Source organism: Sulfitobacter sp. SH22 (genome assembly GCF_965641905.1).
Lineage (GTDB): Bacteria > Pseudomonadota > Alphaproteobacteria > Rhodobacterales > Rhodobacteraceae > Sulfitobacter.
The window spans coordinates 3469860-3490417 of sequence record NZ_OZ282573.1 but is presented as its reverse complement, the minus strand read 5'-3'; the positions used below and the strand labels follow the sequence as shown (position 1 = coordinate 3490417).

Annotated in this window: 24 protein-coding genes and 1 pseudogene; 22 read left to right on the top strand and 3 right to left on the bottom strand. The window is 58.5% G+C overall.

Translation table 11 applies throughout. The annotated features are described in order from the left end of the window. Nucleotide 1 precedes the first annotated feature (1 nt). From ACSQ13_RS18985 to ACSQ13_RS18880, 22 genes are all read left to right on the top strand, one after another. Entirely contained in the window at nucleotides 2-589 is a 588-nt protein-coding gene (locus tag ACSQ13_RS18985) for a hypothetical protein (RefSeq protein ID WP_295509569.1), read from the top strand. Beyond that, a complete protein-coding gene (locus ACSQ13_RS18980) occupies nucleotides 589-1149 on the top strand; it encodes a hypothetical protein (RefSeq protein WP_435988133.1) in 561 nt (186 codons plus the stop codon). The genes ACSQ13_RS18985 and ACSQ13_RS18980 overlap by 1 nt, the downstream gene beginning before the upstream one ends. Then, nucleotides 1146-1559: a DUF6950 family protein gene (locus ACSQ13_RS18975; RefSeq protein ID WP_295512747.1), complete on the top strand. Its 414-nt coding sequence runs from the start codon at nucleotides 1146-1148 to the stop codon at nucleotides 1557-1559. The genes ACSQ13_RS18980 and ACSQ13_RS18975 overlap by 4 nt, the downstream gene beginning before the upstream one ends. Nucleotides 1560-1574: 15 nt before the next feature. After that, on the top strand, nucleotides 1575-4121 hold the full coding sequence (locus ACSQ13_RS18970) for a phage tail protein (RefSeq protein WP_295512746.1): 2547 nt from the start codon (nucleotides 1575-1577) through the stop codon (nucleotides 4119-4121). Next, nucleotides 4121-4780, top strand: a complete 660-nt coding sequence (locus ACSQ13_RS18965) for a tail fiber domain-containing protein (RefSeq protein ID WP_295512745.1) — start codon at nucleotides 4121-4123, stop codon at nucleotides 4778-4780. Before ACSQ13_RS18970 ends, ACSQ13_RS18965 begins: the two co-directional genes overlap by 1 nt. After that, nucleotides 4777-5088 (top strand): phage holin family protein, encoded by a 312-nt coding sequence (locus ACSQ13_RS18960; RefSeq protein WP_295512744.1) that lies wholly within the window; start codon nucleotides 4777-4779, stop codon nucleotides 5086-5088. Before ACSQ13_RS18965 ends, ACSQ13_RS18960 begins: the two co-directional genes overlap by 4 nt. A 76-nt stretch (nucleotides 5089-5164) precedes the next feature. Then, the gene (locus ACSQ13_RS18955) at nucleotides 5165-6097 is read left to right on the top strand and encodes a TIGR02594 family protein (RefSeq protein ID WP_295512742.1); all 933 of its coding nucleotides are present in this window, start codon (nucleotides 5165-5167) and stop codon (nucleotides 6095-6097) included. Then, the gene (locus tag ACSQ13_RS18950) at nucleotides 6094-6312 is read left to right on the top strand and encodes a hypothetical protein (protein ID WP_295512741.1); all 219 of its coding nucleotides are present in this window, start codon (nucleotides 6094-6096) and stop codon (nucleotides 6310-6312) included. The genes ACSQ13_RS18955 and ACSQ13_RS18950 overlap by 4 nt, the downstream gene beginning before the upstream one ends. Beyond that, the gene (locus ACSQ13_RS18945; protein WP_295512739.1) at nucleotides 6309-6566 is read left to right on the top strand and encodes a hypothetical protein; all 258 of its coding nucleotides are present in this window, start codon (nucleotides 6309-6311) and stop codon (nucleotides 6564-6566) included. Before ACSQ13_RS18950 ends, ACSQ13_RS18945 begins: the two co-directional genes overlap by 4 nt. 141 nt (nucleotides 6567-6707) lie before the next feature. Beyond that, the gene (locus ACSQ13_RS18940) at nucleotides 6708-7055 is read left to right on the top strand and encodes a hypothetical protein (RefSeq protein ID WP_435988260.1); all 348 of its coding nucleotides are present in this window, start codon (nucleotides 6708-6710) and stop codon (nucleotides 7053-7055) included. After that, nucleotides 7052-7258, top strand: a complete 207-nt coding sequence (locus ACSQ13_RS18935; protein WP_295512735.1) for a hypothetical protein — start codon at nucleotides 7052-7054, stop codon at nucleotides 7256-7258. Before ACSQ13_RS18940 ends, ACSQ13_RS18935 begins: the two co-directional genes overlap by 4 nt. Further along, nucleotides 7258-8241 carry a head decoration protein gene (locus tag ACSQ13_RS18930; protein ID WP_295512733.1) on the top strand — a complete coding sequence of 328 codons (984 nt, stop codon included), beginning with the start codon at nucleotides 7258-7260 and terminating at the stop codon, nucleotides 8239-8241. Before ACSQ13_RS18935 ends, ACSQ13_RS18930 begins: the two co-directional genes overlap by 1 nt. Before the next feature lie 305 nt (nucleotides 8242-8546). After that, nucleotides 8547-9104 (top strand): tail fiber domain-containing protein, encoded by a 558-nt coding sequence (locus tag ACSQ13_RS18925; protein WP_295512731.1) that lies wholly within the window; start codon nucleotides 8547-8549, stop codon nucleotides 9102-9104. Further along, nucleotides 9091-9978, top strand: coding sequence for a hypothetical protein (locus tag ACSQ13_RS18920; RefSeq protein WP_295512730.1), 888 nt, complete (start codon nucleotides 9091-9093; stop codon nucleotides 9976-9978). The genes ACSQ13_RS18925 and ACSQ13_RS18920 overlap by 14 nt, the downstream gene beginning before the upstream one ends. 12 nt (nucleotides 9979-9990) lie before the next feature. Then, nucleotides 9991-10686: a putative 2OG-Fe(II) oxygenase gene (locus ACSQ13_RS18915; protein WP_295512729.1), complete on the top strand. Its 696-nt coding sequence runs from the start codon at nucleotides 9991-9993 to the stop codon at nucleotides 10684-10686. Continuing rightward, a complete protein-coding gene (locus ACSQ13_RS18910; RefSeq protein ID WP_295512728.1) occupies nucleotides 10676-10939 on the top strand; it encodes a hypothetical protein in 264 nt (87 codons plus the stop codon). The genes ACSQ13_RS18915 and ACSQ13_RS18910 overlap by 11 nt, the downstream gene beginning before the upstream one ends. A gap of 8 nt (nucleotides 10940-10947) precedes the next feature. Continuing rightward, entirely contained in the window at nucleotides 10948-11562 is a 615-nt protein-coding gene (locus ACSQ13_RS18905; RefSeq protein ID WP_295512726.1) for a putative 2OG-Fe(II) oxygenase, read from the top strand. Further along, on the top strand, nucleotides 11562-12785 hold the full coding sequence (locus tag ACSQ13_RS18900; RefSeq protein WP_295512725.1) for a radical SAM/SPASM domain-containing protein: 1224 nt from the start codon (nucleotides 11562-11564) through the stop codon (nucleotides 12783-12785). Before ACSQ13_RS18905 ends, ACSQ13_RS18900 begins: the two co-directional genes overlap by 1 nt. Before the next feature lie 319 nt (nucleotides 12786-13104). Beyond that, nucleotides 13105-13278 (top strand): hypothetical protein, encoded by a 174-nt coding sequence (locus ACSQ13_RS18895; protein WP_295512723.1) that lies wholly within the window; start codon nucleotides 13105-13107, stop codon nucleotides 13276-13278. 79 nt (nucleotides 13279-13357) lie between these two features. After that, nucleotides 13358-15730 (top strand): hypothetical protein, encoded by a 2373-nt coding sequence (locus ACSQ13_RS18890; protein WP_295512721.1) that lies wholly within the window; start codon nucleotides 13358-13360, stop codon nucleotides 15728-15730. A 19-nt stretch (nucleotides 15731-15749) separates the two neighbouring features. Then, entirely contained in the window at nucleotides 15750-16388 is a 639-nt protein-coding gene (locus ACSQ13_RS18885) for a class I SAM-dependent DNA methyltransferase (RefSeq protein WP_295512720.1), read from the top strand. Further along, on the top strand, nucleotides 16389-18014 hold the full coding sequence (locus ACSQ13_RS18880) for a hypothetical protein (RefSeq protein WP_295512719.1): 1626 nt from the start codon (nucleotides 16389-16391) through the stop codon (nucleotides 18012-18014). Between the two features lie 137 nt (nucleotides 18015-18151). Here ACSQ13_RS18880 and ACSQ13_RS18875 read toward each other — a convergent pair whose 3' ends face one another. From ACSQ13_RS18875 to ACSQ13_RS18865, 3 genes and pseudogenes are all read right to left on the bottom strand, one after another. Continuing rightward, the gene (locus ACSQ13_RS18875) at nucleotides 18152-18535 is read right to left on the bottom strand and encodes a hypothetical protein (protein WP_295512717.1); all 384 of its coding nucleotides are present in this window, start codon (nucleotides 18533-18535) and stop codon (nucleotides 18152-18154) included. Nucleotides 18536-18841: 306 nt separating this feature from the next. Beyond that, nucleotides 18842-19144, bottom strand: a pseudogene (locus tag ACSQ13_RS18870) (integrase core domain-containing protein); the annotation flags it as partial. A 37-nt stretch (nucleotides 19145-19181) separates the two neighbouring features. Continuing rightward, nucleotides 19182-20555 carry an IS30 family transposase gene (locus ACSQ13_RS18865; RefSeq protein WP_295512716.1) on the bottom strand — a complete coding sequence of 458 codons (1374 nt, stop codon included), beginning with the start codon at nucleotides 20553-20555 and terminating at the stop codon, nucleotides 19182-19184. Nucleotides 20556-20558: the final 3 nt, after the last annotated feature.

Below are 20558 nucleotides of genomic sequence, written 5' to 3'. Positions count from 1 at the left end.
GATGGCCATTCCTGTCTTGCCCCTGACGCTCGTGTCCTCGCTCGAGCGGAGGCTGATTACGTCTGTGGCCGAGGCGCGCTCGCCCTTTACCGGCACATCCCAGATCCAGGACTGGGGTGCCTCCTGGTGGGAATACCAGATCGAGATGGCGGTGACCCAAGGGGCTAATGCTCGGCGGCTTTCGGCCTTCTTCACCGCCCTTGGTGGATTGCGCGGCCGGTTCCTCTTCCCCGATCCCTCGATCGAGGTGCCGGTGGCGGCGGGCAATCCTTACGTGACCGAAGTGCAAGCTGCGGGAGCCTCCACCTTGCGCACGGCTGGTTGGGGACTTGGCCTTCGCGCGGGGGATTTCTTCCAACTGGGCTCGGATGCCACCACGCGGCTTTATCAGTTGACGGCGGATGTAACGCCTTTGGGCAGCGAGGCGACGCTCACCTTCGTGCCGCCGCTTCGGGCTTCCGTGCCGATCGGCACGCTGCTCGGCCTTGATGATCCGTCAGTCCTGTTGCGGCTGACGGCCCCGGTCCCCTCGGTCATCGGTCGTGCGGATCAGCACCGCTTCACGATCTCAGCGCGGGAGGCAGTCTGATGAGACGTGATCTGACCGTCGCCTTCGCAACTGCGTTGGCAGATCAAAGCCTCAGGCCCGTCATTTTCTTTGAGGGCAGGTTCGCCACGGGCTGGGTGCGTATCTGGTCGGGGCTGGGAGAGGTCAGTTGGAACGACCAAAGCTGGGCGGGGGCTGGGTCACTTCTGGGCCTCGGCTCGCTCGATGAAACCGGCGAGGTTGTGGCCGGCGGCACGGCCGTCTCGCTTTCCGGCGTGCCGCTGGATCTCGTACAGATGGCCATCGAGGAAGCGCGCCAAGGCCTGCCGGGCCGCATCTGGCTGGGACTTCTGGCCGAGAATGGCAGCATCATCGCCGATCCGGTTCAGGCCTTTTCGGGTCGGCTTGATGTTCCCGAAATCAAGGATGACGCCGACACCTGCACGATCACTATCAGTTATGAGAGCCGTCTGATCGATCTCACCGTGGCGCGGACCTGGCGCTACACCCATGAAAGCCAGCAGGTCTTGTTCTCCGGCGATCTCGGTTTTGAGTACGTCACAGCGATCCAGGATCGCGAAATCACCTGGGGGCGCGGATGATGCTCCCCCGCGTTGACCACTGGGAACGCCTGCTTGCAGCAGCGATCGATACCGCCCGCGCGCGTCCTTTCGTTTGGGGCGTGCATGACTGCCCGACCTTTGCCTTCGAGACGCGCATGATCCTGACTGGCGGTGAGGATGTCGCGTCCCTTTGGCGCGGGCGCTACACCACCGCGCTAGGCGGCGCGCGTGTAATGCGCCGTCTGGGCTGGTCCTCGCTAGAGGAGATGGGTTGTGCGCTCTTGGGTGAGCCACGCCCGGCCGTGCTTCTCGCTGGGCGCGGTGACATCGTTCTGGCCCACACCGGTCTTGGGTTCGGTATCTGCATTGGGGCCAGCGCCGTCGGCATGGCGCCCGCGGGCCTCGTGACCGTGCCGCTGACCTCTTGCCGGCTTGCCTGGCTCATCTGAACTCGGATCCACTCCATGCCCTTCATCGTGACAGCCGTCACCGCGATCGCGGGGGCGATCAGCGGCGTATTGGCTGCAGGCGGAATTGGTGCGGCACTTCTGCGGATCGGCGGCACGCTTCTGCTGTCCTACGCGGCGCAGGCCCTGATGCCAAAGCCACAGACCACGATGCAGCCGCGGACGGTGACGATCCGCGAGCCCGTCGTGCCGCGCGATCTCGTCTATGGCCGCACCCGCAAAGGTGGGGTGATTGTCTTCCTGCACTCCTCGGGGTCGGACAACAAATACCTCGATCTGGTGATCGTGTTGGCCACGCATCGGGTCAAATCAATCGGCGCCATCTATTTTGAGGGCGAAGTGGCGGTGAATGCCGCAGGCGTGGCTCAAGGCCGCTGGGCCGGAAAGGTTCTCGTCGAAAAGAAACTCGGTGCCGCCAACCAGACCGCCTTTGCGGGCCTCAAGGCAGCGTTGCCCGACAAATGGACGGAAAACCACCGACTTCGAGGCTGTGCGGCTATTCGGCTGCGGCTGACCTATGATCAGAACGCCTTTCCGGGCGGTATCCCAAACATCACGGTGGACTTGGAGGGCAAGGACGACATCTGGGATCCGCGGACGCAAACCGCAGGCTATTCGGAAAACCCCGCGCTTTGTCTTGCCGACTATATGGCCAACCCGACCTGGGGCATCGGGGCGCGCATTGGCCAGCCAGACGGCATTGATGAACTGTCCTTGGTCGAGGCGGCGAACATCTGCGACGAGGCTGTTCCCCTTGCAGGCGGTGGGTCGGAGCCGCGCTATGCCTGCAATGGGGTTATCACCCTCTCTGAGGTCCCGAAGACGATCATCGAGGGAATGCTCTCCAGCTTCGCAGGCCGCTGCGCCTTCTCGAGCGGGTCCTGGCGCATCCACGCGGGGGCCTGGCGCGCGCCGGACGTCGCTTTAACCTCAGACCATGTCCGCGAGGGCGGGCTGACCCTCGCCACGCGCGTGACGATGTCGTCGAACTTCAACGGCGTGCGAGGGCAGTTCGTCAGCCCCGAGAACGATTGGCAGCCGGATGACTTCCCGGCCTATTCGAGCGCTGTATATGTGGCTGAGGACGGTGGTGAACAAAAGTGGCGCGACATCTCGCTGCCCTTCACGATCTCCGCCGCCATGGCCCAGCGGCTTGCGAAAATCGAGCTTGAACGCGCGCGTCGGCAGATGACGGTGCGGCTCTCGGGCAAGCTCTCAGCTTGGGCGGCCACCGTCGGCGATGTGGTCACGCTCTCCTATGCGCGCTGGGGCTTTGCCGCGAAACCCTTCGAGGTGCATGGGGTCAGCCTTGATCTGACGGCCTCGGGCGATGGGGCGCTGCTCCTGCCGGAACTCGTGCTGCGCGAGACCTCGCCCTTGGTCTATGACTGGTCGGCGTCCGAGCAGCAAATCTACGCAGCTGCCCCGCGCACCGCGCTGCCCAATGCCTATGACATCCCAGCACCCGGCGCGCCGCAGGTCACCGAGGACCTCTATGTCACTCGGGACGGTGGTGGGCTGAAGGTTCTGGCAAAGATCAGCTGGGAAGCCGCGCCTTCAGGATTTGTTGCGGCCTATCAGTTGCAAGGTAAACTGGCGGGCGCGGCCGACTGGGTCGACTATGGCCGGACGGATGGTTTGGCCCTCGATATCCGTGACATTGCGCCGGGTGCTTGGGCGTTCCGCGTCAAAGCGATCTCAGTTCTGGGCGTCTCCTCGCCCTGGCAGGAGACAGCGGTCGAAATCCTCGGGCTCACCGCGCCTCCAGCGCAGCTCGAGAATGTGACCCTGCAAACGGCGGGCGGCCTCGCGATCCTGAAATGGTCCCGCTCGGTGGATCCCGATGTACGGGTCGGTGGTAACATCGTGATCCGGCATTCCAAGGAGGCAACGGCCACCTGGGCCGACAGCTATTCGATGGACCGGGTCTCGGGTGGAGAGGCCATCGCCGTCGTGCCGCTCAAACCCGGCACCTATCTGGTGCGAGCTGAAGACAGTGGTGGGCGCGCTGGGCTTGAGACACGCGTTACGACCAAGGGCGCACAGGTACTGGCCTTTTCGACTTTGGACTTCCTGCAAGCCGATCCCGGCTTTGTCGGCTCGAAAGCTGGGCTTCAGGTCACAGGGTCAACCCTGACCCTTGCCACTGAGACTACGAATGGCGTGACGCAGGTGACAGCGCTGGACGGACAATACGTTTTCGCCGCGGGGCTCGATCTCGGTGCCGTGAAACGCGTGCGGCTGCGCTCAGAAATTGGCCTGGCGGCGCTGGCCCTCAACGACCGGATCGATGCGCGCACGGCCTTGATGGACATATGGGCCGATTTTGACGGCTCGGCCGGCGCGGAAATCGATGTGCTCTTTGAAATCCGAGAAACCGATGACGATCCGGCCGCATCGCCGAACTGGGGGCCATGGGGCCGCCTTGACAACCATGAAATCGAGGCCCGCGCAGTCGAAGCACGGGCATTTTTCACGACGAAAGACGCGTCCTATACGCCCATCGTCAACCAACTGCGGCTTTATGCCGATGAGGTCGCCTGATGACGCAAACCGCCAGCTTCACGATTGCGAACGATGCGGGCGCCGCCGTACGCGCGCGGATCAACGAGGTGATCGCGGCGCTTCAATCGACAAGTTCTGGGGCCTCGGCACCGAGCGCAGCTGTCGCGGGCATGCTATGGGTCGACACCTCGGTCTCGCCGCCAGTCTTGCGCCGAAGGAACGCAACGAACACCGGGTGGGATGTTTTGCTTGATGCAGCAGACAATCTGGCGGGGCTCACGAACAAGACGGTTGCAAGGACAAACCTCGGGCTCGGCACGATGGCGACCAAGTCGGCGGCGGATTATGACGCGGCGATCGCGGCAAAAGCAGCGCTGTCCGGCGCAACCTTCACCGGCGTCGTGACCGCTCCGAACTTTGTCTCATCCTCTGACGCCCGCCTGAAATCTGATGTCGAAACCATTGCCGATGCGCTGGCCGTGATTGGCGCCCTACGTGGGGTGCGCTTCACTATGGATGGCGCGCGCCAGATCGGCGTCATTGCGCAAGAGATTGAGGCAGTCCTGCCCGAGGTGGTGCGGGTGGACGCTGAGACCGATCAGCTCTCTGTCGCTTACGGCAACATCACCGGCCTTCTGATTGAGGCCGTCAAGGAACTGACCGCCCGCGTGGCGAAACTAGAGGAGGCGCACCCATGAATAGCGATGGGTTCATCGACATGATCAACACATTCTTCGGCGGGGCGGTGACCACGCTGATCGGCGCCTTTACAGGACGGCTGATGTGGCATTCAGGAGAAGTGAAGCTCGGCAACCGCCGCTTCTTCGGCAAGGAGCTTCTCTGGGAAATCCCCGTTGCCGTCGGCATGGCGCTGATCGGAGAGGCGGCGGCGCGTTACATCGGCCTGTCGCAGCCGGTCTCGACTGGATTTGTGGCAACGCTCGCCTATCTCGGGCCCCGCGGGGCGGAAGCGCTGCTGGCCGCCTGGCTTTGCCGCAAGAAGTAACCCGCCCACCACTCACAGAAATCCTGCACGCCATCCCGTCTCCGGGGCGGCGTTTTGCATTGCATAGGAGACGACCATGACGCCGTTTGATATCGCCCGCAGCTACATTGGTACGACCGAGGGACCGGGCCCCGAGGACAACCCCGTCATCTTAGAAATGTACGCCTCGGTTGGCCACGACTGGGTCGAGCATGATAGTGTTGCCTGGTGCGCAGCTTTTGTCGGGCACTGTCTTGAGCGGGCCGGGCTCCGCTCGACCCGCAAGCTGACGGCGCGCTCTTATCTCAACTGGGGCATCCCCATTGAGGTTGCCGACGCCCAGCAGGGTGACATAGGCGTAATCCCTCGTGGGTCCTCCAGCTGGCAGGGCCATGTATTCTTCATCGACCGGATTGAGGGACCTTGGATCTGGGGCCTCGGGGGCAACCAAAACGACGCGGTTAATGTGAAGCGCTACCCGGTCTCTAAGCTCCTCGGAGTGCGCCGCGCGGGAAACGCGACCAGTAGCGCCACTATTTCCATACGCGACGTGCAAGTACGCCTCCGGTCGCTTGGATACCATGAGGTTGGTCAAGTGGACGGCAAGATTGGCCCGCGGACCCGCGGAGCCATCCTTGTCTTCCGAGATGATAACGGTCTCCCACTTGTGCCGACCATCGATGTTGCCCTGACCGAGGCACTGGAAACTGCCGCTCCTCGCGAAATCGCCCCCGAACGGGCTTCCGGTGTCCCCACGGATAGCCGGATCATGACGGCGGCCAATGCACAGATCGGTCTGGGCGTGATTGGTGCTGCAGGCTCGATCGGCAGCCAGATTGCACCGGCGTTGGTCGAAGCTGAACAGGCGCGCGATATAGCCGGGCGCGTGTTCACCTTGGTCGGGCTGGAAAGCTGGCTCTCCATCGCCTTACCGTGGATCGGCGCGGCTGTGTTCATTAGCGTCGTCATCTATGCGCTCCGCGCGAAGGCGGCCCGGATCGATGACCATCGCTCGGGGAAAACACCATGACCCGGGTATTGATCGTAATCTCCTGCCTTGCAGGGGGTGATCTGCCTGACTGTGGTAGCGGCATCAGCACAATGCGCTTTCCAGACTTCACCGCCCGCGAAGATGCCGCTGTACGCATGCATGATCACATGCAGGCCGTCGCCGATGTGCGCGAACAAATCGTGCTGCTGCTCGAAACACGCTGCATCGCCCTCTCAGTGGGCGCCCCAACATGACTACCATCCTCACCACGCTGTTCGCGGGCCTTGGTCGTCGCTTCGCCTATTGGGGCGCGATTATTGCTGCCACAGGCACCGCCGTCTGGATCCTAATCCACCAGGGCCGGCTTGCCGCGAAGGCCGAGCTCGCCATCCGCCGCGCGGACGCCCGTATCCGCGCGCTCCAATCTTCCAAGGACATCCGCCATGACGTTCAAAACGCTGATCGCGCTGATCTTGAGCGCCGGGCTGACCGCTGGATGCGCGATTGACCCGCGGAGTTTGCGGGACGAGTGCGATTGGGCCGAGCCGATCCGTCCGTCCCGTCAGGATGTGCTGAGCGATAACACCTTGGCCCAGATTGTCGCCCATAACGAGATCGGTGCGCGACTTTGCGGGTGGCAGCCATGACGGTGGCCACCTTGAGCGAAGGTCCCGCCATTCTCATTGGCTACGCCTGGCGACTGCACATTGAGGCAGAAGCACCGGTCTTTACCGAGGGTGCAAGCTATGCTGGCCATCTGCGCCTCAAGCCCAGTGATCCAACGCTGCTCGCAGAGCTGTCCAGCGCTGATGGCGGGATAGCACGTATCACCGACACGGTGTTGGAACTGTCTTTGACCCCGTCCCAAACCGCAGCGCTCACGCCCGGCCACATGGTGCTGGATTTGGTGCGCACCGATCTCGAACCAGACCTGCACTTAGGCTTTCTTCTCGAAGTCCCCGTGATGCTGCCGGTGACGCGGGGGCTGAGACCATGAGCGAAGTGATCCGGCAAACAGGCCCGATCATGATCACAGCCCCCATCAAGGTGCGCGTCGTCACTGGACCCTTCCGCCTTCGCCTTGGCGGTCAGCCCGGACCGCAAGGGGCAACGGGCCCGCAAGGCGACAAGGGCGATCAAGGTGATCCAGGCATCACAATCCTGCCCGCCGACACCCCCATCAATGGAGGATTTTTCTGATGGCCAATACGATTCAGCTTAAACGCCGCGTCTCCGGCGTGGCAGGTGCGCCCGCTGCACTGAAATCGGGAGAACTTGCCCACAACGAGGTCGACAACACGGTCTATGCCGGCAAGGGCGACGACGGGGCTGGCAATGCCACATCGATTGTCCCGATTGCGGGTACGGGCGGCTTTCTGGCGCTCACCGGCACCCAGACTATTGGTGGGGCCAAGACTTTTTCGCTCGTTCCGAAGTCTAGCCAGGATGCCAGCGGCGGAACCGACCTTGTCCGCAAGTCCCAACTCGACAGCCTGTTAGCCGCCAAGGCGCCGTTGGCTTCGCCTGCGCTGACAGGATCGCCCACAGCACCAACAGCGGTTGCGGGAACGAACTCGACACAGATTGCAACGACAGCCTTCGTCAATGAGGCCATTGCCGGCTTTGGCGCCGGAGACATGGCAAAATCCATCTATGACACAGACAATGATGGCAAGGTCGATGCGGCGGAAGTTGCAGATGCAGCACCCTGGTCTGGGATCACGGGTAAGCCCACGAGTTTTACGCCCTCCAGCCATGGTCATTCGATTGCACAGGTAACGGGGCTGCAAACAGCGCTCGATGCCAAGGCGCCGCTTGTATCACCTGCGCTGACAGGATCGCCGACGGCTCCGACGGCAACGACCGGCACGAACACCACCCAGATCGCAACAACAGCTTTTGTAGCCGCCGCGTTCGGGGCGCTGATTGATGCCGCTCCCGGCGCCATGGACACGCTAAACGAATTGGCGGCAGCCCTCGGCGATGATCCGAACTTCGCAACGACCGTGACCAATGCTCTAGCAGGCAAACTCTCCGCGGCATCGAACCTGTCTGATGTAGCGAACAAGGCGACAGCGCGCTCGAACCTCGGACTGGGCTCCATGGCCACGCAAAACGCAAATGCCGTCGCCATCACGGGTGGCACAATCAACGGCATCACCCTGGATGGCGGGACATTTTGATCATGGCCAATACGCTTCTTCTGAAACGCACGACAGTCGCGGGCCGGGTGCCGACAGCGGCGCAACTTGCAGCCGGGGAACTGGCGGTCAATGTGCCAGATGGCAAGCTCTACCTGAAGCGTGTCTCCGGCACGGAAACTGTTGTCGAGCTTGGACAGACAGGACCTCAGGGTGCAACTGGGGCCACAGGTGCTACTGGTCCGCAAGGTCCAGCCGGCCCAACCGGGGTCACGGGTCCAACGCCGGCGCATCAATGGTCTGGCACTAGTCTGCGGTTCTACTCCGGCACGGCGTGGGGCGCTTATGTGAATCTGAAGGGTGATACTGGTGCCACTGGCGCAACAGGACCGCAGGGGCCTACTGGTCCCACGGGGCCATCCGGTGCGACCGGACCCCAAGGCCCCGCTGGCGCAGATGGGTCTCCGGATACGGCGACCCAGGTGCTCGCCAAGCTGGTGACCGTGGATGGATCAGGCTCTGGCATTGATGCAGACCTTCTGGATGGAAGCCATGCTTCCGCTTTCGCCAAACTGACGGGGGCGACCTTCACTGGCCCGGTGACTGCGTCGAACTTCGTCTCGTCTTCGGATCTCAGGCTCAAGTCCGAGATTACACCCATCTCTGATGCGCTGGTCAAGGTTCTGACGCTAACCGGCGTCACCTATCGCTTGGACCGCTGCGAGCCCCGCCAGATGGGTCTACTTGCGCAGGAGGTGCAGGCCGTTGCGCCCGAAGCCGTCACCGAAGTCGATGGGCTCCTGCGTCTCGCTTACGGCAATCTCATCGGTCTCCTCGTCGAGGCGATCAAGGATCTGCACACGGAACTCACCGACATGAAGGAGTGCCTCGATGCACGCGATTGACACCGGGATTTATTGCCTGACCCATGACAGCCGTCTGCGGATTGGCGTGTCGCTCACATACACACGACTGACTCTTGTAGCCTTCCAGCGGGTCGCAGCGCTCGACGGTCTTACCATCACGGACATGGCCACATTGGCCCCGCCAATCCTCGACGGCCCCTCGGATGCCGGAGTGCCAAAATCCTTCTTCCTGGGGCACGCGATTGAGGATCCCGGCGCACCGGGGGCGTTGCTGGCCTATCGCAGCCATCTCGCCTTTGACCTCACCGATCTCCAAGGCGCCGATGAGATCGTCGATTACAGCCGTTTTGAGATCCCAATCGATCATGAGGGCATGCTTTCGACCTGGGACAACCGGCTCATCACCTCGCGTTGGGACAAAAACGAATATGGGCTGCGTAATCGTGCCAAGCGTGGTTCGGCTATCGCCTGCTATGTCTGGATGCCGATAGCCACGGGGCGCTTTGTGGATACACGGATCATCCTGCCCTTTGCAGGATCCTTCGGGATCGGTGAGACACCAGACCCGATTGTCCTTAATGATAGCGTGCAGGTGAGCGACACACGCAATTACCTTGGTTTTTACTGGCACGTGGTCATGCCAAGCGATCTGACGATCGTCCCTGATGGCTGGGTTGGGATCCCACTCCACCTCGCAGAAAACGCAGACGGCGCGCCACTCGCCCATGCCACCCGGCTGAAGCTCGAGGTGCTCTCAGGCTATGTGCCGCATGGCCGGGTCGTGACGGACGCACAGGGTCAGGCGGTGATCCGGGCTTGCGCCTTGGGGCTGCAGTCTGGGGACACCCTCTCCCTCAAGATCAACACCGACCATTACACCTCTGTGGGCCGTGTTGATGTGGCCGTGGTCTGAAGGGGCGCTGTCATGTTCACCGCTCTCTATCCCAGCTTCGTATTGGTAAAGCATGATCTGCTGACACCGGAGGTAAACCAGCGCTTGGCTCAGATCGCAATCGCAGATGCCGCGCGGCACCGCGTAATTGATGATTCTGATCCGCGCAATCTCGGCACAGCCGACAGTCCATTTGGCCATATCCGCCACAACCTTCTGGCCGAGCATCGCGGAGATGCGGCTGTTGAGGCCTGGCTCAGTGTGGCCCGCGCCAGTATGACCGAGTACTTGCATCGCGGCTATGGGGCAGAGTTGCCCGAAAGCTTGATGGCCATCACTGAGCCCTTTGTGCAAGGCGCCGGGTACGGCGAGACGATCGGCATCTTCACCCACACCCATCCACGCGCCGACGTCGTGGTGACCTATTACCCCGAAGTCGACTTTGGAGACGCTGGACCACAGCGGTATCGCGAGGGCGCCTTACGGTTCTATGACCCTTCGGGCCGCGGCCACCGCCTCTGGCCCAACCAAAACCCCGCCATTTTTACTGGCAGCTGGCTCGATGTGCGACCCCAGACCGGGACGCTCGTCGTTTTTGAGGGCCATGTGCCCCATGATTCTGCCCCCTTCGCCGGGATCCGTCGCGTTTGCCTGCCGTTGCAGGTCAGCTTGCGCTTTCCCAATGCCCAAAATCCCATCGACATCGGAGGATCTTCTCATGGCCTATAAAGTTGGCACCACCATCGTGATTGATGATGCGGGGCAAGTGCCCTGGGCGCGGATCTCTGGCGCGCCGGCTGCGGGGTTGCCGGCAGGGGAATATACCAAGACGGCGACAGAGTATAAAACAACCGGCTCTGGCAATATCGTCTCAACGTCCTTCAAAGGCCTCGAGTTCCAAAGCAACCTGACTTATCACGATGTCTATCTGCGCAGCTACACGAACTGCAATTGCAACTGCGATTGCCAGTGCTACTGCTGAGGTGCCCCATGCAGGTTAGACGGCAGATCGAAGAGCTCTGGCCCACACGGGTGGGTTTCTACCAGCTCGAGGGGCAGGAGGCAGAGGCACAGGTCGCTGCGCTTTACGCGAAATCCTGGCGCCTACCGCAGAACAACCGCACGGCCTCTGAGCGACGCATTCGCGGGATCATGACGGAATCGCCGGACTTGCTTCAGACCGTGCGCGATTGCGTGGCGGATTACCTTGGACCCGGGGCAGAGTTCCTCGATCCCGCCTATTGCGAGAACCGCGCGCTTCTCATCGAGGATCGCGCCTTCATCAACACCCATGCCGACAGCCGCGAGGGCGATGTCACAGCGGTGCTCTTTCTCTCAGGAAGCGGGACGGGTCAGCCGATCAACTCGGTCGGCAATCCGCGCTTTTGTCTCGAAGACCCGAGCCGCTATGCCGATCAACCGCGGCTCCCCTTCGAGAGCCGGCCCGCCTACAGCGTCAATCCGGCGCCTGGTTTGATCGTTATCTTCCCCTCTTGGATCCCGCATAATCAGCATCCCTATCGGGGTGAGGTCACGCATATCCAGGTCGTTTTGAACTTCCGGGTCGAGATCCCGGAGCATTTGCAAGAGAAGTGGTTTGACTGATGTGGTACACGCTTACCCTGGAAGCCCGTGACGGCAGCCGTCATGATATTCGCTACAACCCGCATACATCGGAGATCGAAGGCATCGAGCTCGGGCTCATCGACGAGCGCGAATGGCCTACCGCACTCCGCGTCTCGAAGGCGACGCCCTTGGGCAAATCCCGCGCCCCCAAGGTCCTGAAAATCCAGCTGGGGCTGTCGTGCAATTACAGCTGTTCCTATTGCAGCCAGGCGCATCAGATTGGCGATGCGACGCTCTCAAAGCTCACAGATGTTGAGGCTTTCCTCGCCAATCTTGATAGCTGGCTTGAGGGGGCGCCGGAGCGGATCGAGCTTTGGGGCGGCGAGCCTTTTATCTATTGGGCGAAGCTGAAGCGCCTCATCCCGGCGCTAGCCGAGCGGTTCGCGTCGGCACGGTTCCTTATCATCACCAATGGCTCGCTTTTCGATCGAGAAAAGCTCGATTTGATCACGCAATATGACATCGACATCGGACTTAGCCATGACGGCCCGGGGCAAGACCTGCGCGGACCGGACCCGCTTGAAAACCCCGAGCAGCGGCGCTGGATTGAGGCACTGTTGGCCGAGCGCAGGGGCCATGTCAGCATCAACACCGTACTGACGGCACAAAACCACGATCTCGCCGCGATCAAGGCTTGGTTCCACGCGCGCTTGGGGCTGGATGTGCCGCTGTCGCTTGAAGGCGTGGTCAATGTCTATGACGCAGCCACGCTGCTTGGTCCTGGGCGGTTTGATGAGGCGGGTCTCCATGCTCTGCGGCGCTCGGTGTTCGAAAGCCATGTCACCGCCCCCCAAGCCTTCGGGCTCGACAAGCGGCTCAGAGACTTCCTCTCATCCCTCAAGACCCGCCGCCCGATCTCAGCCCTCGGCCAGAAATGCGGCATAGACCGGCCAGAGCACATCGCCGTCGATCTCCAAGGCAATGTCATGACCTGTCAGAACACTGGCGCGAAGGGCGAGCACAAGATCGGCCATGTCGACGAATTTGACGCGATCGCGCTCAACACAGCGACGCATTTTGCATTCCGGCCTGAATGCATATCATGCCCCGTCGTTCAGCTCTGCAAAGGCTCCTGCATGTTCCTCGAAGGGGAGTTATTCGCGCAATCCTGTGCAAACGAGTTCGCCTTCAATATGGGGATCCTGATGGCTGCGGTCTGGCATCTAACAGGAATGATAGTGGTGCAAATACAGCCGAGCTGATACCGGGCGTGTCCCTTGCCAAAGGATTATCCTGGTGAGGGCGATATTGAGGTGGACCATACCTTGATGGCGCGTCGAGCCTGACTGGAGCGCAGCCAAAAGCAAAGGACGGTGTCGGATCGGGATGTGGCAGACCTATGTCTTACGGCGCATCCACGCAGTCGGCAGGGATACTATCAAAGTGGCGTCTGGAAATGACAAAGACAAAGCCTTAAAATAAAACGTGAGCCTATGGTGTGCCAAACAGGGCGTGAAACTTGGGTCTGGTCAAGCGGGACTATTCTGGGGTATTTTGTTGCAAAATCAAAGGACCCTACCCATGCGATTGTCACCTCCAACATTTATTCTTTTCCTGATCTCCCTGGCCTGCGCCGTCTTGGCACTGCTGCCCGTTTTTGGGATTGCAATCATCACCGTGCCGATATCAGGCTTTTGGCTCATGACGCTGGCCTGGGGTCTACTGACGGCAGGCATGCTTTTCCGGGACATGTGACACAACTGAACAGGCTCTCACTGGTCAGTCATTTTGGCACAGGCTATCAGGGCGGTGTATTGGCGCGGGGGTTGGGGCCATGAGTGCAGCAAAAAACCTAAAGACGCCCACAGCAGGCCTGCGCACTCCCAAGCGGTTTGGCGCGTCGATTGCGGTTTTGGCCGGTTTGTCCGGCGCCTGCGGTCTTGCCTATGAAATCCTCTATATCCGGCTGTTCACAAACTATTTCGGGGACAGTTTTCTGATCACTGGGGTCACGCTTTGTGCGGTGTTTTTGGGCATGGGCTTTGGCGCTTGGATGTCGTCGCGGTTTATACGCTGGCTCGGGGGGATTGAAATCGCCATCGGGCTCTTTGCCTTCGCCGTCGCTTGGGGGTTTTCCAACTGGGGATTTGAGATCGCGACGACGGGTGGCACGCCCACGATCAATGCCCTCAAGCTTAGCCTGCTGCTTGGGCTACCAGCGTTTCTGATCGGCACCTGCGTTCCGCTCTTTACAGCCTATGCAAACCGCAAGGGCGATGAGGCTAGGCCAGTGTTCAGCCGCATTTACGGGCTTTACAACCTCGGTGCTTTCCTGAGCGTTCTCGCCATCGAATTTGTGTTGTTTCGAGAGTTTGGTCTCAAGGCGTCCCTCTTTCTGATTGGGTGTCTGAACCTAACTGTGGGGGCAGCACTGCTTTTGCAGGGCCACCACAAGGAACACGACTATGATATCGCCGTTATTCCCCGCTCCGGGGGCCTTGATAAGCGCATCGCCGTCGCGCTGTTCCTAGCCAGTCTTGCCAGCGGTGTGTTTCAACTCTTCATGCTGCGGCTGTCATTCTCGATCTTTGGCCCGCTGCAAGAAAACTTCGCCATCATTCTGGCTGCAGCGATTCTCGGCGTAGCGATCGGGGCGGCTCTGAGCACGCGCCTCAGGCTGACACTTGGCGATGTCTTGTCTTGGCTTGCAGTTGCCATCCTTATCCTCATGGTTTTTGTGCCAGCTCTTGTGCAAAGCTGGACATGGATGGCGGGGGCAAGTCTTGGTGATGGCAGCGAGACATTCATCAAGATCATTCTTCTAGCCGGGTTTCCACTGCCGGTATTTGTCCTGTTGGGTTCACTTGTGCCTTTGGCGCTCGCCGCTCATGATCAGAATGATATACACATCTCTGGGCGGCTGCTTGCAATTTCCAGCTTGGGCAATGGTCTTGGCTCGCTGGCAATGTTTGCACTCATTTATAGAGTGCTGGATCTGCCGCAGATAGGTTTGGGGCTGGTAGGTGCTTTACTCATCTCGAGCGTGATTGCCGTTGGTAAGCAGTCTTCGCCTAGGCTGTTTATCAAAAATGCTGTGATCTATCTCACGCTAGCTTTTTCTGTAATCCAAGCATGGCCCAAGATCGAACTTTTGCTGGGCTACCGAATTATTGCGCAGCCCGATCAATTGAAGAATCGCCTGCAAGAGTTTGATGAGGTTGCAACCTACAAGGCCTATGATCAAAGCGCGTCGGTGTTGTCTTTCCGTGATGGAAGTCGCTCGGTTGTCTTCAATGGATACCACAGCTTGAGCTTTGGGCCTGGCGGCAAGTCCGATCTTCATGAAACCATCGTGGGGGCCACGCCTGCGCTATTTACGAACACCACGGACCAAGCGCTGGTTTTGGGGCTTGGCACGGGGATATCAGCAGGCGCGGCCGCTCGCGTCTTTGATCAAACGCGCGTTGTCGAGATCAATCCGGCGATCCTGAATATCCCCGCGCATTTTGAACCAGAAAACCACAACGTCATGAGCCGCTCCAATACTGAGATCGTGTTGCAAGATGGGTTGTCGGTTCTGCTGGGATCAGACCACAACTATGATGCCATCATCAATACGGTGACGAGCCCAAAATATTTTGCGGCCTCGAAACTCTACACGCGCGATTTTCTGGAACTGGTCAAGGCGCGACTGACCGACAAAGGTGTGTATTCCACATGGTTCGATCTCAATATAGACCGGGATGGGATCGCGATCATGCTCAACACGTTAGAGGCGAGCTTCGCCCATTGCCGGTACTTCGTACTGACTGCCTCATATTTTAATGCGGTCTGCGCAGATCATCCGCTTATTTATCAATCGCGTCCAGTAGCGCAGCAGCGTTTTGGCGGGCTTGGGTTCGATGAGTTGCTGGCCAAACATGGCCTCACTCAAGGCTTTGGCCCGAGCCTAAGCGGCTTGGAAGTCTCCTTTGACAAAGCCTTCTTTGCGCGAGCTACCGATGAGATAAACATGCTTGACCGCCCGCTCATTGAATTTGTGGTTGCGCGTAACGCGGATAAGGATGCGACAGCTGAAGCATTGGCAAACCTGTTGGTTTCCAATATCGAACGACAGCGGCAGTTTTCAGGCGGACGGCAGGTGTGGAAAGAGAATTGCAAAATGATCGCCTTGATGAGCTACCTGGAATTCAGCGGGTGTAAGTGAAAGGGAAATACAGAAAACTATGGGCCCCTCAAATGAAAATCTTGAAATGCTTGCGCAGAGCTACAAGGCCGAAACGCGGGAAGATCTAACCTTAGTGTATGACCAGTGGGCGGCGTCCTATGATGCACATGCAAGCGAACGTAAGTCGGCGCAGCCCGGTGCGGTAGCAAGGGTGAGTCTGGAACTCATCACCAACAAAGATGCATCCATATTGGATGTCGGAGCAGGTACCGGCTTGATTGGCGAGACCCTACGAAGGGGAGGACTGCATAATCTTGCCGCCCTTGACCCCTCCGAAAAAATGCTGGCCGTTGCCCGAGCCAAGGGCATTTATCAATCCTATCATCAGAACTACCTTGGAGATCGGCTACCATTTAAAGCGGGCGCTTTTGATGCGATTGTGGCCTCTGGAATTTTCACCACAGGACACGTTAATGCGTCTGTGTTTCCCGAGTTGAACCGACTTCTCAAGACATCCGGCAAGGTAATCTTTTCACTCAATACCAAACTGTTGAGTGATGCTGGCTTCAAACGATTGCTAGAGCAAAGCGAGGGGCTAAATTGGTATGTCGAACGAGTAGGGAAAGAATTTGACATGATGGACAGCCGCTATTCGACGGCCAAAGCCGTTGTTGTCGCCCTCCGAAAGCTGGCCTAGATGGTCACCCGGTTTCCGTTTTCCCACATAGCCCATGTCGCTATCTTGGTGGTTTTAGCAAATCTTGTTGCCGCTTTTGATAGGACTGTTGGTGCCCAGGAGGTTAATGAGCAACGTTTCGAGCGTTTCATACGACTGGCACAGGTTGAACCGCTCTATGCATGGCCGGGTGTTGATTTGGATGATATGGGGAGAGCAATTTCTGCCCTGAACAGATCGCGAGCGGAAATCCTGCGCTTTGCCGATCAGTACAATGACACCCAGAAGGCCCGCATTGCATCAGCATTGTATCCTACGGCATATCTTGAGAGGATGAGGGCGCTGGAAGCTCAGCGCCGCGCACTCGCGTTCTCAACGAAGACGGATCAGTTGGAAGCCTACCAAGTTCAGCTGGAGCGCACGATCGATGCGCATCTCGCCTATTTGACCGAGTTGCAGTCCGCCATGTCCGCTACGGCAGATGAGGTGAACTACAAAGGCCTAGAATACCATTTTGGACGCAGCAGCTTTGCACATTTCATCGGCGGTGTTGAGGCTTATCAGGCCGAGGCGATGCGGTCTTTGCAAAAGGCTAAGGAGCGATGGAACTGTTTCAAAGAAGAAAAGCCACCCTGTGAAGCACCTTCTTGGCGCGCTATAGCTGCTCCTCATGAAACGGATTATGACACTGAGGTTTTTGATCAGACACCGGCCAGGATTACCAAGGCGATCCGTGAGGGTGGTCGGCTGGGTGGCAAGGCGGTCGGCCGCGGTTGGGCCATTCTGAACGGGTCGGAGTGTTATGGGAAAAACGCGAAAATACCGTTTTTGACATGGACCTTCCCGACCGGTTCCGGGGTTCCGATTTTCCGCCCGGAAGTGGTGTCGGACGTGTTGGTGCATGATCACCAGATTGATGAGACCAGCAATGCCTACGAGCGTATCTTGGATACCTTGGGAATGTCCGGATTTTTGTTTCAACCGCATACCAACCTTTATGCCTGCCCCGATGCAGCCAAGAGTTCAGCTCGGTTGCGGGCGATGGTATTTCTCTATGAGTTTGCTGGGCAATTTCAATGGTCATCTATGCAATCAGCAAACGAAGAGATCAGCGTCGCATTAGCCCAGGCCGCGCAAGCATTCTCTAAGCTTCAGGTAGCCGAGGTCTTAACCGAGTTTGACACCGAGAAAGCGGCCTATGAGGCGAGCAAGCTGCTAAGCAGCTTTGAACACAATGAACTAATAGGGGCGCTTGGCGAAGACCGGACACGACTGCTCGAAACGGCAGTTCTGACCTACCGATTGCGCACGCCCTATTTTTCTCAAGACATCATGAACCTTGTCTATGGCAATACTGCGATCGCCGATTACGTGCCTTACGCGCCTTGGGGCTATTTGGAAGAATTGATATTTACGCGCAATGCGCCGGACCTTCTGCTTGGGGGCACCAATCCAAGCATTATTCGCCAGAGCTATTCTCAGATTGAACAGCCCCGGGAAGGGGTGTCGCCGCGCTTGCGCAGTTATGTGATGGATTTATCAACCCAATTCAGTGAGGCGGAGATGATTGAAATTTTGCTCAACGGCCTGAAGGCAGAATACCGTTTGGGGCGGCTTCAGGATCGACCGTATATCTTCACCGATTGAAAATGTGTTCAAGGATGTTCGGTTTGACCAAGTTTAAAAAAAATTCAAGACGCCCGTTTGAGGTGATCCCATGATGCACGGTATTTTGAATGCGATTTATCCTTCATAACGGGTCAGGATGACGCGGAACATTGCAATCAGTAGAACTCAAAGCCGCAGTCCGCCACCTTGAACCTTCTACCATCCTCGACAACGAAGTCATCGTTCTCGATCCAGGCGAGCTTCAGGCCGAGAGCCTTGACACCCTCCTCGACATTCTTGCGCCAGCCTTCGATGTCCTTCCAATATGAGAGCGAGTAGAAGGCCGTACCGTCCGGAAGAAAGATGCGGCAACCTGAGTTGTTTGCGGAGCCCTTTATCGAATGGTTCGCAATGACGGCATCAAATATTTCACTGAAGCTATCATTGGGGTTTCCTTCCGAATTGCCGGAGTAATAGCGAAACTCTTTGGTTCCTACAGGCACAGAGCCTGGGATTCGACTTTCGTCCCGGCCTATCTTTGCGCCAAGGATCCGCTCCATTTCGGCCTTCTTCGATTGAGACACCCACCCTCTCCTCATCGCATGTATAGCCGCCGGGCAGCCAATTGGCGTTGACACCGCCTTCGTTGCCCGACGGGACGCGAAGGTTGGCAAAGTGCTCTGGCGCAATTTCGAGAATAGATACCTGTCCTGAAGTCAGGTCGCCGGCGTTTTGCGTTGGGTCAAGAACGTCATTGCCAATCATCGGGTACAATCCCAGACCTGTCGCCATTGATGCTATCAACGGGTTCATTGAGAGAAGGTATGAACCGCCCCTTGTTTGCCGGAGAGCGTTTGGTTCGAATGTTAGGCTGCTTTTTCATGTTCAATCAAGGTTTCATAGAACATCTCCTCTGCTTCTTGGGGCGGGACATATCCGATGGCGCTGTGCAGGCGCTTGGTGTTGTACCAATCGACCCATTTCAGCGTTTCCCATTCAAGCTGGCCCATTGATTTCCATGGACCGAGCAACTTTGTAACCTCAGTTTTGAACAGGCCCATGATGCTTTCCGCGAGGGCGTTATCGTAGGAATCTCCCACGGTTCCGACAGATGGATCGATCCCAGCGTCCGCCAATCGCTCAGTGTATTTTATGGACAAATATTGGGCGGATTCAATCGGTCGTCGCAATTATTGTGTTTATATCTCATGATAAGATTTCTTCCAGCGCCTCGGCCGGCGTTCTCCAGCCAAGCGTTTTTCGGGGTCGGCTGTTTAGCGTGTGAGCGACAGCGTTGAGTTCATCTCGATGGTGCTGACTTAGGTCTGTGCCCTTTGGAAAATACTGACGTAGAAGGCCGTTTGTATTTTCGTTGCTGCCTCGTTGCCACGGACTTTGAGGGTCACAAAAGTAGATGTCGATTCCTGTCTCAGATTTAAGTTTTTCATGTTGGGCCATTTCTGCCCCCTGATCCCATGTCAATGATTTGCGTAGATGCTGTGGCAAATCTTGGATTGTTTCGGCAATGGCATCGCGAACAGCCTCGGCTCCATGCCCAGCGAGGGCAGGCCCATTTTTTTGACGTGGCCCGTTTCCATGGTCAGGCATAGGAGGTAGATGCAGCAGAAGGGTAAAACGCGTCGTTCTCTCAACCAGTGTGCCGATAGCTGAACTTTTGAGGCCAAGTATCAAATCGCCCTCCCAATGCCCCGGAACGGCACGATCTTCGACCTCAGCCGGGCGTTCTCTGATCATGATCTCGTCTGAGACGAAGGGCCGCCCTTTGCCCTTTCGCCGCGCTCGAGGAACGCGCAAAGCCCGTCCCGAGCGTAGGCATGTGACAAGTTCGCGGCGCAACGCACCACGCCCTTGAATAAACAAGGCCTGATATATGGTCTCGGGGCTGATACGCATGGATGGATCTTTCGGGTAGTCGAGCGGCAGACGTCTTGCAATTTGTTCTGGCGACCAGGCTGTAGCCCAACGTCTGTGCTGGCGCCGCACAGATCGGCGTTTGGTCCAAACAACATTGGGGCCAGATACAATGTCACCGTCTGGTCCAGCCACACCACCAGATAACCTCTCCTCAACATACTGAAGCAAAGCCGGATTCTGTTCCAGCTTTGTCTTCTTTGGGCGTTTTGCGGCGCGATTTGCATGCCATTGTGCTGTCGTCGCACGATACTCAAACCCACCACTACGCGTCGCGGAATTGCGGCGCAGCTCCCTAGATATTGTAGATGCCGCCCGCCCAATTTTGCGAGCGATGGCACAAACGCTAACTCCTTGCGCGCGGTACAACGCAATCTCCTCTCGCTCAGAAAACGATAGATACCGCCCGGATAAAGGCGGTGATGACTTTGAATATTGTGATGGTGGCATACCCCCAGCCTCTCTAAACCAACGGCCACCAACAGGCGCAGACGCGCCAACCTGAACCGCAGCCTCCTCGCTGGAAATACCTTCTGCTATCAAACGCCAAAATAAAACATGTTGCTCTCGGTGGGCAGCCTTCGGCCTGCCTGGCGAGGATAATTTAGGGCGCGTCGAATTCTCCGATTTGCGTCTTCCTGTGGGCATCAA

Bases quoted from the DNA above. Each gene is read 5' to 3' on its own strand.
- ACSQ13_RS18920 (WP_295512730.1), top strand. From the start codon at position 9,091: ATGCACGCGATTGACACCGGGATTTATTGCCTGACCCATGACAGCCGT.
- ACSQ13_RS18970 (WP_295512746.1), top strand. From the start codon at position 1,575: ATGCCCTTCATCGTGACAGCCGTCACCGCGATCGCGGGGGCGATCAGC.
- ACSQ13_RS18945 (WP_295512739.1), top strand. From the start codon at position 6,309: ATGACTACCATCCTCACCACGCTGTTCGCGGGCCTTGGTCGTCGCTTC.
- ACSQ13_RS18875 (WP_295512717.1), bottom strand. From the start codon at position 18,535: ATGGAGCGGATCCTTGGCGCAAAGATAGGCCGGGACGAAAGTCGAATC.
- ACSQ13_RS18915 (WP_295512729.1), top strand. From the start codon at position 9,991: ATGTTCACCGCTCTCTATCCCAGCTTCGTATTGGTAAAGCATGATCTG.
- ACSQ13_RS18955 (WP_295512742.1), top strand. From the start codon at position 5,165: ATGACGCCGTTTGATATCGCCCGCAGCTACATTGGTACGACCGAGGGA.
- ACSQ13_RS18950 (WP_295512741.1), top strand. From the start codon at position 6,094: ATGACCCGGGTATTGATCGTAATCTCCTGCCTTGCAGGGGGTGATCTG.
- ACSQ13_RS18905 (WP_295512726.1), top strand. From the start codon at position 10,948: ATGCAGGTTAGACGGCAGATCGAAGAGCTCTGGCCCACACGGGTGGGT.
- ACSQ13_RS18910 (WP_295512728.1), top strand. From the start codon at position 10,676: ATGGCCTATAAAGTTGGCACCACCATCGTGATTGATGATGCGGGGCAA.
- ACSQ13_RS18980 (WP_435988133.1), top strand. From the start codon at position 589: ATGAGACGTGATCTGACCGTCGCCTTCGCAACTGCGTTGGCAGATCAA.
- ACSQ13_RS18900 (WP_295512725.1), top strand. From the start codon at position 11,562: ATGTGGTACACGCTTACCCTGGAAGCCCGTGACGGCAGCCGTCATGAT.
- ACSQ13_RS18930 (WP_295512733.1), top strand. From the start codon at position 7,258: ATGGCCAATACGATTCAGCTTAAACGCCGCGTCTCCGGCGTGGCAGGT.
- ACSQ13_RS18935 (WP_295512735.1), top strand. From the start codon at position 7,052: ATGAGCGAAGTGATCCGGCAAACAGGCCCGATCATGATCACAGCCCCC.
- ACSQ13_RS18880 (WP_295512719.1), top strand. From the start codon at position 16,389: ATGGTCACCCGGTTTCCGTTTTCCCACATAGCCCATGTCGCTATCTTG.
- ACSQ13_RS18975 (WP_295512747.1), top strand. From the start codon at position 1,146: ATGATGCTCCCCCGCGTTGACCACTGGGAACGCCTGCTTGCAGCAGCG.
- ACSQ13_RS18985 (WP_295509569.1), top strand. From the start codon at position 2: ATGGCCATTCCTGTCTTGCCCCTGACGCTCGTGTCCTCGCTCGAGCGG.
- ACSQ13_RS18890 (WP_295512721.1), top strand. From the start codon at position 13,358: ATGAGTGCAGCAAAAAACCTAAAGACGCCCACAGCAGGCCTGCGCACT.
- ACSQ13_RS18865 (WP_295512716.1), bottom strand. From the start codon at position 20,555: ATGCCCACAGGAAGACGCAAATCGGAGAATTCGACGCGCCCTAAATTA.
- ACSQ13_RS18965 (WP_295512745.1), top strand. From the start codon at position 4,121: ATGACGCAAACCGCCAGCTTCACGATTGCGAACGATGCGGGCGCCGCC.
- ACSQ13_RS18885 (WP_295512720.1), top strand. From the start codon at position 15,750: ATGGGCCCCTCAAATGAAAATCTTGAAATGCTTGCGCAGAGCTACAAG.
- ACSQ13_RS18895 (WP_295512723.1), top strand. From the start codon at position 13,105: ATGCGATTGTCACCTCCAACATTTATTCTTTTCCTGATCTCCCTGGCC.
- ACSQ13_RS18960 (WP_295512744.1), top strand. From the start codon at position 4,777: ATGAATAGCGATGGGTTCATCGACATGATCAACACATTCTTCGGCGGG.